Below are 16,225 nucleotides of genomic sequence, written 5' to 3'. Positions count from 1 at the left end.
GTACTGCAGCAGACTTGATTCGAGAATAGCCATCAGTTCCTGACTGATTGCTGTAATACGGAAAACGAGACTGGGCTAACAACTCTTTTAGGAGATTAAAGTTTGACTAAGAAGCAGATAGTAGGGCTGTCTGATCGTTTTCAATCGATTATTTATTTTTCTCTCATGCCCCTTCCCTCATAAATATCGATTGTAGACCAACGATCTGGAGTTGTTCAACAGTCTCACAAACAGCTTTAGAAAGGTGAAAAAGCACCGAGCAGATGAGCTACTTGAGATTTAAAGCTGTTTTTCAGTGTTACAGATAGAGATGTGCCTGAAAGCGGTTCTGTAAGAATGAAAAACAGACTTACTACAGGGATGAAAAATGAGAGAACAGACGAAAACTTGAGATTAAAAGCTGTTTTTCAGCGTTACAGACAGAGATGTCCCTGAAAGCGGTTCTGTAAGAATGAAAAACCGACTTACAGAGATGAAAAATGAGAGAACGGACGAAAACTTGAGATTTAAAGCTGTTTTTCAGCGTTACAGATAGAGAAGCGACTGGCAACATCTCTTTAAGAATGAAAAACAGACTTATCAAATTTAAATAATCACGTACACAAAATCTGCAGGCACTTCTAGAAGCAACTGAAAAAAATCTGCTTGATCTCATTTCGCAGCAGCGAGAGATTGAGCAGATTTTTTACGTTGTTACTAATGAAGATAGGGTCCTAGTCATTTTATTGTAATTGAGCAAACTTTACCGCTATATCCCCTTGTAATTTTTGGTAAGTTACTAATGAACCAAGAATAGTCGGAGCCTTAAGAAAAGCAAAACAAGAAAACGACGACTGTAACATTATCTAAAATCAGGAGGGATTCGGCGCGCTACTCCCGTTAAAATAGCAGCCTCGATAATAGCTTTACGCACCTTAATCACCACCTGATCATTGAAAATACTAGGGATGATATACTGGTCGTTCAGTTCGCTCTCCGTAACAACGGAAGCAATGGCTCTCGCTGCCGCAAGCTTCATGGGCTCGTTAATATGGCGTGCCCGGCAATCGAGCGCTCCTCTAAAAATGCCCGGGAATACCAGCACATTGTTAATTTGATTTGGATAATCGCTGCGTCCTGTTGCGAAAACGCGCACATAAGGGAGAGCTTCCTCTGGGTCAATTTCCGGGTGCGGATTGGCCATAGCGAATACAATGCTGTTGGTTGCCATGCGCTGCACATCTTGTGCATGCAGCAAGCCTCCCCTCGAAACGCCGATAAACACATCAGCGCCTTGCAGCCTATCGGGCAAGAGACCCTCAATCGCTTCAACCTGAGGCTGCTCCGACAACCACTGCCACATGAGGTGTGAATAGGTTCCTCCTCGAAGGATCGCGCCTTCTCGGTCCACAGGAACAAGACGTGTAACTCCCGCTGAAAGCAGCATTTTACAAATCGATACGCCTGCTGCACCTATCCCATTTACCACAACACGGATATTTTCAATCCGTTTCCCAACAACCTTAAGCGCATTCAAAAGACCTGCTATCACAACAACCGCTGTTCCGTGCTGATCGTCATGGAAAACGGGTATGTCTAATTCGTCAGCCAACCTAGTTTCAATGTCAAAACATCGCGGGGAACTAATATCTTCCAGATTAATAACGCCGAATATCGGGCTAATAGCCTTAATGGTTCGAATGATTTCGTCCGTATCCCGTGTGTCCAAACAAATCGGGAACGCATCAACACCCGCGAGCGTAAGCAAGGCTAGGAACGAAGCCTCGATGAGGGAATTTTCATTTCCTCGCGGTACTTCATAACTGTTCGCCGTGAGATTTGAATGCCTTGCTTGACCAAGAGATCCGTTAGCTGTTGATCGGATAACGGATGTTTTTTATCCTCTTGATGAATCAAAGATTTGATTTCCGATTTCATACTCTCTCCGGATGTATTCTCTCCGTCAGTTGTGGATATACCGGAGGGGAAGAAGAACTTCAATTCATACCAACCTTGCGGAGTCTGGATACATTTGTTTTGCACCGCACGACTGATCGTTGATTCATGAAGATCCAGACGCGCGGCAACCGTTTTTAAGTTCATCGGCTTTAAATGGGAAACTCCAACGTCAAAAAAAGATTTTTGTTCATCCAAGATGATTTCAATAACCCGCGTTAATGTTGTTTTTCTCTGCTCTAGGCTTTTGACCAGTTGCTCCGCATCATGAGTCTGCTTCCGCAGATAAAGTGATCCCTCTTTGGTCATATTTCCCAATAAACGGGTGTGGTACTCCTTGTTAAGAGCCACTTTCGGAAGATAAGCGTCGGTCATGTACAACGCATATTCTCCGTGCTCCTTTTGAATGATAGCATCCGGAAGCCTATAACTTTGCGTTTGTTCACCAAATGAAATCCCTGGGCGAGGATTGAGCGTACGGATGTAATTCTGTGTTCTCCGAAGTATATCCAAGGTAAGATTCAGCTTGTCTGCGATTTGTTTTAACTTGCCTCCGGCGAGTTCTTGCACATATTTCTCGATGACAATCTCTGCCCATGGGTCGGGATTAGAATCACGTCTAATTTGCAGCAATAAACATTCTTTTAGATCCCGGGCAGCGATACCCGCTGGTTCCAAGGCTTGCAGGTACACCAGTACCTTTATGACTTCCTCTTCGCCTATACCGAGTGCCTCAGAAACTACGGCAACTGGAACATCCAAGTATCCGGATTCATTGAGGTTCCCGGCCAAATAAGCTGCAACAGCATAGGCGCTCATAGAAATATTCTTCACCCTAAGCTGAGCAAGCAGCATGGATTCAATGGTATCCTCAGCTTTACTAATATTGCTTAACAAGCGATCTTTAGAATCTATGCTTGCCAAATTCGAAGACGTACCGATCCCAAAACGCATAGAGGGCCATTCTATATTAAGCATCGGATTCTCTACGGCTTTCATTTGCAGAAACTCACCCAGCTCCTCCGAAGATTGCTGCAATATAAAAAGAGATTGTTTGAGCTCCGGTGTTACATGCAAATGAACATTTTGCGCTACAGCGGTTACAAGATTGTGGAACATTTTTCACACCCCCAACTTAAAACCCGTCCCAAGTGGCCTTTTTCATACGCAGTATTTCCTTATGATCATCTTACTTCATTATTAGTAAAAACATACAAATCCTCATGAAAAATACGGGAACAGCCGATGTTCCCATGAGGAACACCGGCCTTTACACCACTATTTCCGTTTCATTTCTACCAAAGGAGGCCGATTCCACAATGATTTTTTGATTAGAAAACCACCATGAAACAAATTCGGCTCATACGACACAACGAAAGCCTGCGGATCGATGGCTAAGATTTCTTGATAAAGCAGCTGCTGTTCTTTGCGATGAATGACCATGGAAATCACCCATCTCGCTCCTTCCTTCCCTTCACCGGGCCATACCGTAACTCCGTAACCTTTGCTTCTCAGTTCCCCAGCCATATGTCCGTATTCATCTCTGGTCACCGCTTGAACCGTTACGAATCCTAGTGCCAAGCGTTCTTCTACCTTTGTCCCTAAAAGAATGCCCAACCCATAACTTAAACAGTATACGATCAAGCTAATCGGTTCGTTCAAATGATCCAGCACGATTTTGAAGCCAATGACATAAATACCGATCTCAAAAGCGCTCATCAAAGCAGCAATGTAACGAAACCCCTTGACCATCAGGATAAACCGAGTTGTCAGCATGGTCACATAAGTAACCTGCAGAGCAAGAATGATCAATAGTGTTGTCATCGAGATAAAATAGCATGAGCAAACTGTCTAAGCTCACTGGTGGAAGAAGCTCGACAGTTATTATTGCGCATAGGCGCATTTTCCTCCGCTTGCATAATTTCAGCAAATGTATCCGAATCCGCTGTACTTAAACCTTCCCCCGCAAGCGAAAGCTGAAGTCCGCTTGCTTCAACAAGCTGACGGAACCGGGCAGCGCCTGCCCTAGCCAAGGCCAGGTCATCCTGCCCCTGAACGATGACGCCAAGCGCGCGTGCAATATCGGCATGAGTCGAAACATTGGCTTCTATGTTCCAGTCATACGTATCGTAAAGCGCAATGGCCACTGCACGCCCGTGATGTACACGCCCTAGCGTACCCAGCGCATGACCTATGCAATGAGCGATTCCCGTGCCTCCTTGTTCGATGGCCATACCTGCGAGCATTGCGCCAAGACTTAGATCGCCACGCGCCTGTAGGTTGGCCGGTTCCTTAACAGCTGTAAGCAGCGATTGACTGAGTAAACGAATCGCTTCGAGACTGAGTGCCCGAATCATTGCGTTGCTGCGTTTTCCTGCAACGGCTTCAATGGCGTGGACAATCGCGTCAAGACCGGTTGCTGCCGTTAAGTGCGGGGGCAAAGCGACGGTCAGTGTCGGGTCCAGCACAGCCAGATCCGGTCCCATGTCCGCATCCCAGCCCCAAACTTTGCGTTTCTCGATTGTGGAGAATACGACCGTACTGGTTACTTCTGCCCCCGTACCCGAAGTCGTCGGAATCATGATCGATTTGACCCGTTTCGCTTCGAAAGGATGCGCCATTAATGCATAATGCTCCGCAGGATGAGCTGCTCCCGCAACCAACGCTGCCATCTTAGCCACGTCCATGGCCGAGCCGCCGCCTAGTCCGATGACACAGTCTGCTCCTGAATTTCGGATTATGGCAGCTGCCTGGTCAATTGATGTGCTGGACGGATCGCTCTGCACATCGAAAAACAAATACGCTTCTATGCCGCCGTCCTGAAGAGCCTGAAGAATCGGTTCCGGAACTCCGAGATGAACAAGTCCCGGGTCCGTGATCAGCACCGCTATAGACACGTTGGACAGGGCCTTAACATCATCCGCAATTTGATGGGAACGTCCAATACCAAATGCTAGTTTCGTCTTCGCTTGAAATTCAAATCCATTCATTGTCCGTTCCTCCCAAATTCGATGATGGTCCGTCCTACGTTTAAGCAAGAATGATCATGAAACGAGTCAAATGCTTGATTAATCTCATCCAAACGAATGCGAGAAAGCACCAGTTCATCCAGTTCAAGCTTACCGTCCAAATACAATTGGGCAATGATGGGGAAATCACGGAACGGATGGACATCCCCGTAAAAGCTGCCTTTAAGGATTTTGCCGACTCGGTGAAATCCGCCTGCCGGAAGCGCCAATTCCTTTTTAGGATTGAAAGCGCCTATGACAACAATAGTTCCGCCTTTGCGAGTCCCCTGCCACGCCGATGAGGCCGCATTTGTATTTCCCGTGCAATCAATCGCATAATGGACACCGAAGCCTCCGGTCAGCTCCCTTAGGGCCTCGGGTACGTCGACTTCTCCAACGTTAATGGTATGTGTAGCTCCGAACTTCTTGGCAATTTCGAGATTCTGTGCTTTTAAATCGCAAGCAATGATTTTGGAGGCACCCGCAATACGGGCTCCTTGAATGGCATTAACGCCAACGCCCCCGATGCCAAATACGGCTACCGTTGAGCCTGGCGTTACTTCCGCTGCTCGTACAGCGGCTCCATAACCGGTAGCCACGCCACAGCCAATCAAGGATGCTTGTGCGAAAGGCATTTCATCCGGCAGCTTCACACAACTCATTTCCGGGACAACCGTATACTCGGCAAACGTCGATAAAAGCGAATTATGATACACCTTATTTCCATTCATACTCAGTCGGGTTGTTCCATCAAGAAGTGTGCCTGCAAACATCGGTCCAAATGCGGATTCGCACAAGTTCACCTTGCCTGTCTGACAAAATTCACAGGTTCCGCAAAACGGAACCCAGCTTAAGGCGACCTTATCTCCGGGTTTCACTGTTTTCACATTCGGACCCACCTCCATAACAGTGCCAGCTCCTTCGTGGCCCAGAATGGTAGGGATCAGCGTTGTCTCATCGAATAAGGCGTTGTAGTCGCTGTGACATACGCCGGTTGCTTCAATTTTGACCAACACTTCATTTGCCCTAGGCTCGGCGAGCTCTACTTCAGTAATAGAAAGAGGTTTTCCGATTTCCGTCATCACGGCTGCTTTCATTTTCATTTTGGTACTTCCTCTCTATATTAATGAGCAATCCATATTGCTTTTGTTTTTGTATAGGAGTTCAAGGAATGAATGGCGTACTCTTTGCCCCATCCGCTTTGCTTAAAACCGCCGAATGGGCTTGCATAGTCGTAGCAGCCATATCGATTGATGAATACTTGGCCTGCATCCAGCTTCTTAGCTACTCGATGCGCTCTAGCCACATCATTCGTCCAAAGGCCTGCAGCTAATCCGTATATGGAATCATTCGCCAATCGAACGGCTTCCTCTTCGGTATCAAAAGCGATTACAACAAGCACCGGTCCAAAGATCTCTTCTTGAGCCACGATCATATCATTTGTTACGTCAGCCAAGATCGTGGGCCTTACAAAATATCCCTGTTCGTTCGTACCTTCGGTGTCACGATAACCGCCGGCTGCAATGCGAGCTCCTTGCTCTACGCCTTTCTGGATATAACCCAGAATACTTTCCATATGTGCTTTGGAAACCTGAGGTCCTTGATGCGCTTCTGAATCAAAAGGATCACCTAGTTTATAGCCGTCAGCATATTCCGTAAGCTTATTTACGACTCTTTCATAAACAGGCCGTTCTACGAACAGCCTTGTCGGCGCTGAGCATTTCTCCCCTTTATGGGTAAACAAACCATAGAAGGAGCGTTCGATGGCAGCATCCATATTCGGCGCATCAGCGAAAATAAGGTTAGGCGATTTCCCGCCAAGCTCCAGCGTCACAGGTTTTAAGTTCGAATCCGCGGAATCGTGAACGAGCTGTTTGCCAACTCCTGTGCTGCCTGTGAAAGAAACTTTGTCCACGCCCATATGGCGGGTAATATATGAACCGATTCGGCCTTCGCCAAGGATCAGGTTGATCGTTCCCTTCGGAAGCAAACACGAATCATGAATAATTTCAAATAAACGAATGATGGAATAGCTCGTTGCGCTTGAAGGCTTGAAAACGACCGTATTCCCCATGGCAAGGGCAGGAGCAAGCTTCCACACGCCCATCACGATCGGGAAGTTCCAAGGAACGATCTGACCGCATACCCCGATTGGATCCTTGGTCGTAAAGCTGGTAAAATTGCCTTCAACCGGACTCACTTCACCATAAAATTTATCTACCCAGCCGCCGTAATACTCGAACAGCTCAGCTGCTTCCGTCACATCGTCGATATAAGCCTCTTTGTACAGCTTCCCATTATCCAGCGACTCCAGTGTCGCCAGTTCCGCATGATGTTCGCGGATGCATGCCGCGATTTTCCACATGATGCGTCCCCGTTCCTTGCGGGACATCGACTTCCATTCGCCAGCTTCAAAAGCCTCACGAGCAGCGGCAACCGCCTGATTCACATTCTCTTCATCAGCTCCGCGAAACGTTCCCAACTCCTGCCCGTTTGCAGGATTGATCGAGCTTAACAGTGAACCTCCGCCTTCCACCCATTCCCCGCCGATATACAAAGATTTCGTCCCTCTTAACCAATCTTGAGCCCAATCCAATTGGGCAGGCTGTATATTACTCATGCTTCTCGCTCCTCCCGAATTTCTCTCTGATTTGCTGAGGTCCCCATTGTTTTATCCATAAAGCAACCTGTTCATAGCCATATTGTTCCTTTAAATCGACGATTAGCGGAATGAAGCTGTCTGCATATCTTTTGCAGATGTCCTCATTGACCGTAATGCCAAACAAGCATTTTGATTCAAAAATAACAGCTGCACGCCAAAGCATCTGCATGTTATCCAGCAGAAGAGTCCCCATCAAACCGTCGGCCAAATTCAAATGCACTTCGCCAAGCTCTACTGCCGATTGGATCACCGAGTCATTGCCATTGATTAATAATCCGCACTGAATGACGGTTTCCGGAATAACCGGATTTACTTTACCTGGGAAAAAAGAGGATCCCGCCTGAACAGCCGGAAGTACCAGCTCTGAGAGTCCGGTCTCTGGTCCTGAAGACAGCAGACGCAAATCTTTAGCCAGTTTGACAAGCACGACTGACGTCAGACGTATCTCGGAAGACAAACGTCCTAAATCGTCAGGATATTGCGCGGCATCATATAGATCCGCTCGTTCTTGTAAGTGAAGCCCCGTGACCTCGGCCAAAAGTGGAATTACCGCTTCCCGATAAGAACTGCTCGCGCCCATACCCGAACCAATAACAGTACCGCCCAAGTTGATTCGGTGTATGTCCTCAACTGCCAGGCTCACTGCTTCAATGCGGCGTTTCAAGGCAGAAGCTGCAGCCTGAAACAATACACCCGCGGAAACCCTCATGCCATCCTGCCAACATGTTCTCGCAATGGTGCTCACCGGTTTCAGTTGCTCCGCTTTTAGCTCCAGGGTCTGGATTATTTGAAGCAAGCTTTGCTCCAGGGGCTTAACCGTTTCTATCAGTGCAATTCGGATCGCCGTATGGCAAACATCTGCCGTAGATTGTGAGGCATTCACATGATCCGCAGGATTCACCTGGTCACCTGCCAGAGCGGCTATGACTTCATTGATATTCATATTGATACCGATGCTGCCGCCTCCATGGAAGGCATCCACAGGAAACTGATCCGTATGCTTTCCTGCGATTAATTCATCACAAGCCCCAACAATGGATGCAGAGATGGCTGGGTCAATGATTCCAGTCCTTGCATTGGCTAACGCCGCCGCTTTTTTTACAGCTGCCAGAGATTGGATATAAATCGGATACTGCGACAAGCTATGTCCGGAAAAGCTCATATTGGAAACTGTGCGCGCTGTTTGCACTCCGTACAGCACATCATCGGGCAACTCCAGTGTGCCAAAAGCGTCTTCAACTTTGCGCATAGGTACGTCCGTGCTCTTCCATTTGATCCAGAATCGTATCGATATCAATCGTTCCAACACGACAATTCATGTGATTAACCACAATTAATTCTTTGCTTCTTGTTTCAACTAAGCGAGTAAACACATCTTTGACGCATTCATCCAGATGAACAACAGGATTCGTGCTGACAACGGCTCCTTTATCTTCATCCTTCACTTGCAAAATATCGCTAATTTTGAGCAGATTCATTCGGCGGTATATGTCCCGGTCCCCTACTAACTGTTTAACAAATTCATTCACAGGGCTTGTAATAATCGCATAAGGCGTATCGAACTGGACAATTTTCCCGCTTTGCATGACAACAATACGATCAGCCAGCCTAAATGCTTCGTCCACATCGTGAGTTACGAAAAGTATCGTCTTCTTCGTACGTCTCTGAATGCGCAGCAGTTCATCCTGTAAGCTCAAACGTGTAATGGCATCGATGGCGCCAAATGGCTCATCCATGAGTAGAATACTAGGGTCAGCCGCCAACGCGCGGGCGATGCCCACTCTTTGCTGTTGACCACCCGAAAGCTGGCTTGGCAGCCTTTTGCGGAACGTCTTTGGATCCAAATGGACCATCTCTAGCAATGCATCGATACGGGCTGAAATACTGGGTTCGCTCCAGTGAAGCAAGCGCGGCACCACAGCGATATTATCTTCGATCCGCATATGAGGAAATAGCCCATTTTGCTGAATGACATAACCAATCTGGCGGCGTAAGGTTTCTGGCTGCATCGTGGAAATATCCGTACCATCGATCTCGATTGTTCCCGAGGTCGGGTCATACAACCGATTGGTCATTTTGAGCAGCGTTGTTTTTCCACAGCCTGATGGGCCGAGGAAGACAATAAACTCACCTTCTCGAACCGATAAATTGACCTGGTCAACAGCTGGAACAGGAACACCCGGATACTGTTTGTGCACTTGCTTGTATGAAATGCTCATCCACTACTCACCTCATCAGAAATTCAGATTCACATATTTGTACTCCAAGAAATCATCAACGCCGTGCTGTCCACCTTCTCGACCTATCCCGCTTTGCTTGATTCCTCCAAAGGGTGCTTGCACATAGCCAAGTGCCGATTCATTAATGCCGATCATGCCATATTCAAGAGCATCCGCAACACGCATCGTACGTGCCAAATTGGTAGAGTAAAAATAAGATGCCAGTCCGTACTCTGTACTATTGGCAAGGCGAACTGCTTCCTCTTCGCTCTCAAATGTAAGGAAAGGAGCTACAGGTCCAAACGTTTCTTCATTAAAAATCTTCATATCCGGTGTTACATCCGCCAAAACCGTCGGTGCGAAATAGCTTCCTTTGCCATAATCACCCTCAGTTAATGGACTGCCCCCATAAACAAGCGCAGCCCCTTTAGCCACCGCGTCCTGTACATGCTCCTGCACCTTAGCCACAGCCCCAGCATGAATGAGAGGTCCCATTTGCATCCCGGGTACCATCCCATTGCCAACGCGAAGTTGTTTCATGAGGTTGGTAAACTTATCGATGAAAACATCCTTCACCGATGCCTGCACGAAAATGCGATTTGCGCAAATGCAGGTCTGGCCTCCATTTTGAAATTTGTTATACATCAAGCCTAGGGCCGCTGCATCCAAATCAGCATCTTCGAATACGATGAACGGGGCGTGTCCCCCTAGCTCCAATGAAACTTTTTTCACTTGTTTGGCCGATTGCTCCAGCAAGTATTTGCCTACCTTCGTTGATCCCGTGAAGCTGATTTTACGAACTTTTTCATTGTCCAAAAACTCACGACCGATGGCCTCCGCATCGCCAAGCACTAAGTTGACAACGCCTTTCGGCAGACCGATTTGATCAAAAATTTCAAACAAAGCGATGGCGGACAGCGGTGTGTCCGGAGCAGGTTTGATAACAACTGTGCACCCTGCAGCAAGCGCCGGAGCCAGCTTCCGCGTAATCATAGAGGTAGGGAAATTCCAAGGTGTTATGGCTGCAACGACACCAATGGGCTGCCGTTGGACAAGTATCTTTTGTGTCGTGCGTGAGGACGGGATGATTTCTCCGTTGATCCGCTTCGCCTCTTCCGAATACCAAAGAAGAAAATCCGCACCCCAAAGCACTTCACCTTTCGCTTCTTCGAAAGGCTTCCCTTGCTCAAGGGTCATAATTTCACCTAACCGATCAGCATTTGCAACAATAGCATCGTACATTTTGCGAAGCCAAACAGATCGTTCTTCAGCCGCTGTGCGAGACCAGATCGGAAACGCGCGATGTGCAGCTTCAACAGCCAGCTTTGCTTGTTCCTGACCGCCTTGAACAACATCTGTCAACCATTCTCCCGTTGCCGGGTTATAAACAGGGGAGCGGAGACTGGATCCAGCCTCCGTCCACTCCCCCTCTATATAAAGTTTAGTTTCTATCGTTAGCATAAGGACCTCCGTGTTATTTAATGAGTTTCTTGTCTTTCAGGAAAGCTTTAGCTACAGCTTCAATTTCTTTTTTATCCGGACCGTCGACCTGCCAATTCATTTTTTGAACCGCTTCGTCTGTCAGCAGCTTTGACAATTGGTTTAAACGGTCTTTAATCGCAGGCTCTTTATCCAGCTTTTCTTTACGAATCAGCGGAGCAACATGATAAATCGGGAAAAAGCTGATATCATCCTTTAACTGCTTTAAGCCCATACCCGCTATTTGTCCGTCTGTTCCCACGGATACCGTTACGTCTGATTGTCCTTCTTTCAACGGATTATAACGAAGACTGTAATCGATTTGGAATTGCTTCTTGAACTTGAAGCCTCCCTTGTCTTTATAAGCTTTTTGCAGACCCGGCAGTGAATCATCACGAACGTCGAATTCCTGCGGATAGGACAGGATCAGCTCGCTGCTGTGCGCAGCCAAATCAGAAATGCTTTCCAGCTTATATTTATCCGCTATTTCTTTCTTTGTAGCAAAGCCGTATGTGGCGTTTTCCGGAGCGGACTCCAACCATTCCAGATTCCACTGCTTAAAGCCCTCGCTAAGCGCTTGCTCAACCTTCTTTTGATCTTTTTCAACAGGCTGCTTTAACATCACGGTTAGACCCGTTCCTGTGTACTCAGGATAAATATCTAAATCGCCTTTTTTCAGCGCTTCGAACGTAGGTGCTGTGCCTCCAAGGCTCAATTTACGGGTAACTTTTATGCCCATATCCTCAAAAATTTCGGCGTACATCTCACCAATCAAGTGATTTTCCGTATTATCCTTGGAGCCAACTGTTAATGTGAGATTTGATTTCTTCGCCGATGTGCCACCGGATGATGCCTCTTTGGAAGCGCCACTGCCGCAACCTGCCAAAACGGCTGCAGTAGAAATAGCCAAAATAGATAAAGTCAAAAAGTGTTTTTTCATGTGAAATATCCCCTTTTCATGGTTTCATATATCAATCGCTCGTATGAGCAAAACTGATCGAGATCACGTATAACTTGAACGTCTTTGAATGTAAGCGAATACAAATTCACTCGTTAAAGCCAGCAAAGCAACCGGTACCGCTCCTATGAGTAAATAACTCTTGGACATCATGCTCACCCCATTGATGATATAGCTGCCAAGACCCTGTCCGCCGATCAATACGGCAAGTGTTGCGCTGGCGATAACTTCAACCGATGCTGTGCGTATGCCAGCCAGCATCACCGGAAGCGCCAGCGGCAGCTCGACCTTCATGGTCATTTGCATAGGCGTCATGCCCATCCCCTTGGCCGCTTCCTTAATACCGGCATCAATTTCGCGAACGCCACATAAGTATTGATAATGATAGGAGGGCAGGCCAACACGGTTAATGCAAGGAGAGCGGGAGCAAATCCGACGCCAAGGATCGGCATGGCTAAGGCCAGAATAGCCAAACTCGGCACAACTCGGAACATATTGATTCCATTGATGATATAATCCGCGACAGTAAGCCTTCGTGAAATCCAGATCCCAAGCGGCACACAAAGAATCAAGGCAACACCGATAGCGGCGATACTGAGTTCAATGTGACTTATTAAGTTACCCCAAAAAACGGATGCGTTCTCACGAAAATAGGTTTGTATTTCATTCCATAGCAATTTGCAGCACCTCCTTAAAGTTTTTCCATTTGGAAAACTTTCTTCGTAAGCGTTTGCTGAGTTTTCCATTTGGAAAACTGTCATCGTAAGCTTCTACTAAGCTTTTCATTTGAAAAACACTCTTTGTAAGCTTCGCTTTATGCCATCTTCGGGCGAAGCCATTTTTCAATGAGACGGAAGATGACATCCGCCGAAATGGCCAAAACCGTAATAGCAACAGTACCAGCTATGATTTTCCCCGTATGTTGGTGGTTTAAGCCTTGGAAAATCAATGTTCCGAGTCCGCCACCGCCAATCCATGCCGCAATCGTGCCAATCGAAATGATAGACACAGTAGCAATACGAATCCCAGCCAAAATCACGGGAATCGAGAGCGGCATTTCAATCTTCATGACGATCTGCCATTTACTCATGCCCATTCCCTTGGCTGCTTCCAGCATCAAAGGATCAATTCCTTTGATAGCCGCTACCACATTTCGCACCAAAATCATTTGTGCATAGGCAACGAGTCCAATCGTAGCTGTTTTCACGCCGAGTCCGGTGTAGGGAATCAATGTCGCGTAAAGCGCCATGCTCGGAATCGTGTAAATAATACCTAACACCCCGGTTACTGGCGTATAAAGCTTCCTGTATTTCGCTACCAAGAAACCAATCGGGATGGCGAACAATAACGCAATACCCAGTGATGTAAATGTCAGCATCACATGCTGTCCAAACAGCTCCCCCACCTTATCCAGATTATTAAACAAGTAGCTCATCAGCTTTCACCCACGTATACATGCTTATAGGCATATCTCTCTAGCGCTTCTTCATCGAGCTCGATGCCGAGTCCGGGCGCATCGGAGAGATTCAAGTACCCGTCAGCGTCAACCTCAAGCTTGTTTGCCATGACGAAATCTCTGCGATCCGCTGACCAAGATGGCGGATCGTAAGGAAATTCAAGATACGGACAATGGCTGACAGCAGCGGCCAAATGAAGATTAGCTAGAACACCGATTCCATTGGTCCAAGTATGCGGACTAAACCAGGCACCATCCGCTTGAACAAGATCTGCAATTTTCTTGGTGTACGTAATCCCGCCGGATAAAGCGACATCAGGCTGATACACATCGAGCGCACCCAAACGGTTCAGCTCCACGAAATCATGCAGGCGGCGATTCATCTCTCCGCCTGCTATGCGAATGCCTGTCATCTCGCGAAGCTTCGCAAGCCCGCGGAAATCATGGTGCGGCAGTGGTTCCTCGAGCCAGAATACGCCAAGCTGCTCTAATTCTTTGGCCACTTGATAGGCTTTCTTGAGATCCCAGGTGCCTTCCGTGTCCCATGGCATCTTCCAACCTTGATTGGCGTCGATCATAATCTCAATCCGGCTACCGACTGCTTTTCGTACTTCTTCGACGACCTTGATGTCATCGCGAACGTCAGCATGATGGAAGCGGATTTTCATTGCCTTGAATCCCTGCTCGATAAACTGCTGTGCCCGCTCAGCCCTAACACGGGGCTCCACGATTTCGCCATTGGAAGCGTATGCAAAAAGCTTATTATTTCTTCCCCCGAGCAGCTTATAAACAGGTTGACCCGTCGCTTTGCCCATTAAATCCCATAAAGCGAGATCCAAACTCCAGCAGCGCCCATAATGAAAATCGATATTGTATATAACTTGCGCATGTCGCTCAATCTCAAAAGGGTCTTTACCAATAAACAAATGCTCGTGCCCTTCGAATCCGGTCATTAAATCCCCTGAGCCAATCCCTGTAATCCCCTCATCGGTGTGAACCTTCACAATGGTGGAAGCAAATTTCTTTCTTGGATTCGGATCCCATGCCGCTTTGAATGGCGGGTCTAGGGGAAGTAGATAATGTTTGATATCAATAGCTGTAATTTTCATCTCTTCACCTCATTTATACGGATACTCTATATACAGCAAGAACCGTGCCAATTCATCGCACCGTTATAAAATCAGCGTTTAAACTCGTAGTGCCCCTAAATTTGTAAGCGATTGCACAAAATTTTTACAGCAACCTGTAAATTTACTGGGCAATTTCTCACGTATTATGAATGGTAAAACAGAATGGGATGAATAATTAAAAAGGAAGAATAAAAATAGCAAACAAAAGAAATCGTCAAACCCTTAAATCCTCATCATTAATATGACCCAAAATTTTCTCCCACCCAAATAATAAAATAAACCACTCCCATAAGGAAGCGGCGTTTCATCTCCTCTATTCAATTGTGATTATCATTGGTCCTTCCTCAATTTTATACTCATTTAGTTCCTCAATCTTTTTCATAACGATATCTAGTTTTCCTTCAACAGCATTTAGCTAGTCGGCAAATTCTTCAACGTGCTTTTCAGGTGTTTCACATCTCCCTACCTTCTTTGAATCTAATGAAGTCCCACCTATGCGTTCGGTTTTTCCGAATATCACTTAGTATAATTTGAGACATAAATACCTTCACTCCTCAAATGTTGGCGATACCTACAATATTGGGCTAACTGTAAATTCCTATTAGAGGAAAATGAACCCATTTCCAGTCTTAAAACGTATTACATATAGACACAGAAAATGGAGGTATTTTATGGACAATAAACACCGCACAATACAAGTCTATAAGCACAAACCTAGAGCTAAAGATTCAGATTCACAAATAATAGCAGTAGTAGTTATGGTGTTATTGACCTCACTATTTTTAAAATACAACAACATCATCTTTTGGTTGCTTACAGTTCTTGTATTATTCGGATTGAAAAAAGTATTACTCGTATCTTTCAATCTCGTAATAAATAAAGTGTTTTCAAAATTATATCTTTGGTGGATATCCCTTATCACACTGCTCTTATATACAGCTCATCTTAATCTGAAAATGGTTCAAACTCCAGAATACACCTCATATCACTCCATAGGAGAAGTCATACAAAATAAAGGCTTGTTGGCTACCTTCGAGTATTCATATATAACTTTTGGCTTAATTGGGTTCTCCCTATGCATCGGAATTGCTTACATTCTCATGGGGCATTTATTAGCCGTTGGTGTCCAAGCCAATCAAGTGAGAAAGAACAAATTTGTAACTCTTTTTATCGAGAAGACTAAGCGGATTATTGAAAAGCCAATCCCAACTTCAATTGCCATATCAATCCTGTGCATTATTTCTTACGTCTTCACATCTGGGGTATTGTATAGACTGATAACGTGATTCCATTTGCTATAACGAGAATAGACAAGCCAATTCCTATGTGAAATTCTGGTTTGTCTTCTTTACATTGTTGTTACACAACTCCTCTAATC

14 protein-coding genes and 1 pseudogene are annotated in these 16,225 nt (G+C 46.2%); 1 reads left to right on the top strand and 14 read right to left on the bottom strand.

Features of this window, described 5'->3' with window-relative positions:
* Positions 1-841: 841 nt before the first annotated feature.
* From FU659_RS14795 to FU659_RS14735, 14 genes and pseudogenes are all read right to left on the bottom strand, one after another.
* Positions 842-1,741, bottom strand: a pseudogene (locus FU659_RS14795) (NAD(P)-dependent malic enzyme); the annotation flags it as partial.
* An 8-nt stretch (positions 1,742-1,749) separates the two neighbouring features.
* On the bottom strand, positions 1,750-3,054 hold the full coding sequence (rpoN, locus tag FU659_RS14790) for an RNA polymerase factor sigma-54 (protein WP_147948297.1): 1,305 nt from the start codon (positions 3,052-3,054) through the stop codon (positions 1,750-1,752).
* 159 nt (positions 3,055-3,213) lie between these two features.
* Positions 3,214-3,759 (bottom strand): DUF2179 domain-containing protein, encoded by a 546-nt coding sequence (locus FU659_RS14785; RefSeq protein ID WP_147948296.1) that lies wholly within the window; start codon positions 3,757-3,759, stop codon positions 3,214-3,216.
* Positions 3,756-4,925, bottom strand: coding sequence for an iron-containing alcohol dehydrogenase (locus FU659_RS14780; protein ID WP_147948295.1), 1,170 nt, complete (start codon positions 4,923-4,925; stop codon positions 3,756-3,758). The genes FU659_RS14785 and FU659_RS14780 overlap by 4 nt, the downstream gene beginning before the upstream one ends.
* The gene (locus FU659_RS14775) at positions 4,922-6,046 is read right to left on the bottom strand and encodes a Zn-dependent alcohol dehydrogenase (protein ID WP_147948294.1); all 1,125 of its coding nucleotides are present in this window, start codon (positions 6,044-6,046) and stop codon (positions 4,922-4,924) included. The genes FU659_RS14780 and FU659_RS14775 overlap by 4 nt, the downstream gene beginning before the upstream one ends.
* Positions 6,047-6,066: 20 nt before the next feature.
* Entirely contained in the window at positions 6,067-7,563 is a 1,497-nt protein-coding gene (locus FU659_RS14770; protein ID WP_147948293.1) for an aldehyde dehydrogenase family protein, read from the bottom strand.
* Positions 7,556-8,911 (bottom strand): lyase family protein, encoded by a 1,356-nt coding sequence (locus FU659_RS14765; protein ID WP_261807824.1) that lies wholly within the window; start codon positions 8,909-8,911, stop codon positions 7,556-7,558. The genes FU659_RS14770 and FU659_RS14765 overlap by 8 nt, the downstream gene beginning before the upstream one ends.
* Positions 8,841-9,824 carry an ABC transporter ATP-binding protein gene (locus tag FU659_RS14760; protein ID WP_147948291.1) on the bottom strand — a complete coding sequence of 328 codons (984 nt, stop codon included), beginning with the start codon at positions 9,822-9,824 and terminating at the stop codon, positions 8,841-8,843. Before FU659_RS14760 ends, FU659_RS14765 begins: the two co-directional genes overlap by 71 nt.
* Before the next feature lie 15 nt (positions 9,825-9,839).
* Complete coding sequence (locus FU659_RS14755; RefSeq protein WP_147948290.1) at positions 9,840-11,285, bottom strand: NAD-dependent succinate-semialdehyde dehydrogenase; 1,446 nt, start codon at positions 11,283-11,285, stop codon at positions 9,840-9,842.
* A gap of 13 nt (positions 11,286-11,298) precedes the next feature.
* A complete protein-coding gene (locus FU659_RS14750; RefSeq protein WP_147948289.1) occupies positions 11,299-12,243 on the bottom strand; it encodes an ABC transporter substrate-binding protein in 945 nt (314 codons plus the stop codon).
* A gap of 63 nt (positions 12,244-12,306) precedes the next feature.
* Positions 12,307-12,576, bottom strand: a complete 270-nt coding sequence (locus FU659_RS37180) for an ABC transporter permease subunit (protein ID WP_261807823.1) — start codon at positions 12,574-12,576, stop codon at positions 12,307-12,309.
* Positions 12,573-12,938 (bottom strand): hypothetical protein, encoded by a 366-nt coding sequence (locus FU659_RS37175; RefSeq protein ID WP_261807822.1) that lies wholly within the window; start codon positions 12,936-12,938, stop codon positions 12,573-12,575. The genes FU659_RS37180 and FU659_RS37175 overlap by 4 nt, the downstream gene beginning before the upstream one ends.
* 137 nt (positions 12,939-13,075) lie before the next feature.
* Positions 13,076-13,696, bottom strand: coding sequence for an ABC transporter permease (locus tag FU659_RS14740; RefSeq protein WP_147948288.1), 621 nt, complete (start codon positions 13,694-13,696; stop codon positions 13,076-13,078).
* On the bottom strand, positions 13,696-14,826 hold the full coding sequence (locus FU659_RS14735) for a mandelate racemase/muconate lactonizing enzyme family protein (RefSeq protein WP_147948287.1): 1,131 nt from the start codon (positions 14,824-14,826) through the stop codon (positions 13,696-13,698). The genes FU659_RS14740 and FU659_RS14735 overlap by 1 nt, the downstream gene beginning before the upstream one ends.
* 692 nt (positions 14,827-15,518) lie before the next feature.
* Between FU659_RS14735 and FU659_RS14730 the strand changes: the two genes are divergently transcribed.
* Positions 15,519-16,133, top strand: a complete 615-nt coding sequence (locus FU659_RS14730) for a hypothetical protein (protein WP_147948286.1) — start codon at positions 15,519-15,521, stop codon at positions 16,131-16,133.
* Positions 16,134-16,225 lie beyond the last annotated feature (92 nt).

This window comes from Paenibacillus sp. N3.4 (assembly GCF_008017805.1).
Lineage (GTDB): Bacteria > Bacillota > Bacilli > Paenibacillales > NBRC-103111 > Paenibacillus_E.
The sequence above is the reverse complement of the archived record's forward strand: the minus strand, read 5'-3'. Positions and strand labels throughout refer to the sequence as shown.

Bases quoted from the DNA above. Each gene is read 5' to 3' on its own strand.
- rpoN (WP_147948297.1), bottom strand. From the start codon at position 3,054: ATGTTCCACAATCTTGTAACCGCTGTAGCGCAAAATGTTCATTTGCAT.
- FU659_RS14785 (WP_147948296.1), bottom strand. From the start codon at position 3,759: ATGACAACACTATTGATCATTCTTGCTCTGCAGGTTACTTATGTGACC.
- FU659_RS14780 (WP_147948295.1), bottom strand. From the start codon at position 4,925: ATGAATGGATTTGAATTTCAAGCGAAGACGAAACTAGCATTTGGTATT.
- FU659_RS14775 (WP_147948294.1), bottom strand. From the start codon at position 6,046: ATGAAAATGAAAGCAGCCGTGATGACGGAAATCGGAAAACCTCTTTCT.
- FU659_RS14770 (WP_147948293.1), bottom strand. From the start codon at position 7,563: ATGAGTAATATACAGCCTGCCCAATTGGATTGGGCTCAAGATTGGTTA.
- FU659_RS14760 (WP_147948291.1), bottom strand. From the start codon at position 9,824: ATGAGCATTTCATACAAGCAAGTGCACAAACAGTATCCGGGTGTTCCT.
- FU659_RS14755 (WP_147948290.1), bottom strand. From the start codon at position 11,285: ATGCTAACGATAGAAACTAAACTTTATATAGAGGGGGAGTGGACGGAG.
- FU659_RS14750 (WP_147948289.1), bottom strand. From the start codon at position 12,243: ATGAAAAAACACTTTTTGACTTTATCTATTTTGGCTATTTCTACTGCA.
- FU659_RS37180 (WP_261807823.1), bottom strand. From the start codon at position 12,576: ATGACGCCTATGCAAATGACCATGAAGGTCGAGCTGCCGCTGGCGCTT.
- FU659_RS14740 (WP_147948288.1), bottom strand. From the start codon at position 13,696: ATGAGCTACTTGTTTAATAATCTGGATAAGGTGGGGGAGCTGTTTGGA.
- FU659_RS14735 (WP_147948287.1), bottom strand. From the start codon at position 14,826: ATGAAAATTACAGCTATTGATATCAAACATTATCTACTTCCCCTAGAC.
- FU659_RS14730 (WP_147948286.1), top strand. From the start codon at position 15,519: ATGGACAATAAACACCGCACAATACAAGTCTATAAGCACAAACCTAGA.